The sequence below is a fragment of the Vibrio sp. Y176 genome (genome assembly GCF_033438945.1).
Genome location: NZ_JAWOQS010000567.1, coordinates 1 through 683, shown reverse-complemented (window position 1 = coordinate 683; position 683 = coordinate 1). Strand labels below are relative to the sequence as shown.

General features: G+C 40.6%; 1 protein-coding gene. It reads right to left on the bottom strand.

Going from position 1 to position 683, the window contains the following annotated elements:
• Positions 1 to 258: 258 nt before the first annotated feature.
• On the bottom strand, positions 259 to 683 hold a 425-nt coding region (locus tag R7O13_RS27335; protein ID WP_318305257.1), incomplete at its 5' end, for an AraC family transcriptional regulator.

Here is a 683-nt window from a genome sequence, read left to right as displayed (position 1 = left end):
AAAACATCCACATAGTCACATTCAAATAGATAATATTTTGTGTTGTAAATTTTAATTTTTGCATTTTAATCACAACAAAATGTTAGGAATATCAATAAGATTATTCTTATAGCAACACCTTCTTTTGAGCATGGAGGCCGTAACGCTCAATAAACCGTCAATTTGGCCTCAAATCTATAAAATTGAGAAATAGATCACAGGTAAAAAAGTACAAAAAAACCATGCATAGAGCATGGTTTTGTCTTTTTCTGGGTAAATTTACCCAACCTGTTTCTTATACTGAGAGGGAGAAAGTCCCTGAAATCGAGTGAAGGTATGAGTAAAAGTGCTTTGACTTGAGAAGCCGGTAAACTCGGCGATTTGCCCTAAAGAGAGGTGACCTTGCTCGATTAGCTCACGAGCCATATCAATGCGCTTACCTAATACGTATTGATGCGGAGTAATTCCCATCTGATCTTTAAACAAGCTGTGGAATTGGCTTTCACCCAAGAAAACGCGCCCCGCAAGCTGAGCTACGCTGATCTTATGGCTGAGATGTTGTTCGATGTAGCGGTCTATTGCTTCTAGATCAAAGCGCGAATCTTTGCGGCTGGTTTCAAATGCAGAGATATGGCGCTGCATCAATGCAATCACGGTGTCATTACACGCGCGACTAAGCAGCAGATCGTCAGGATGGTTACGCA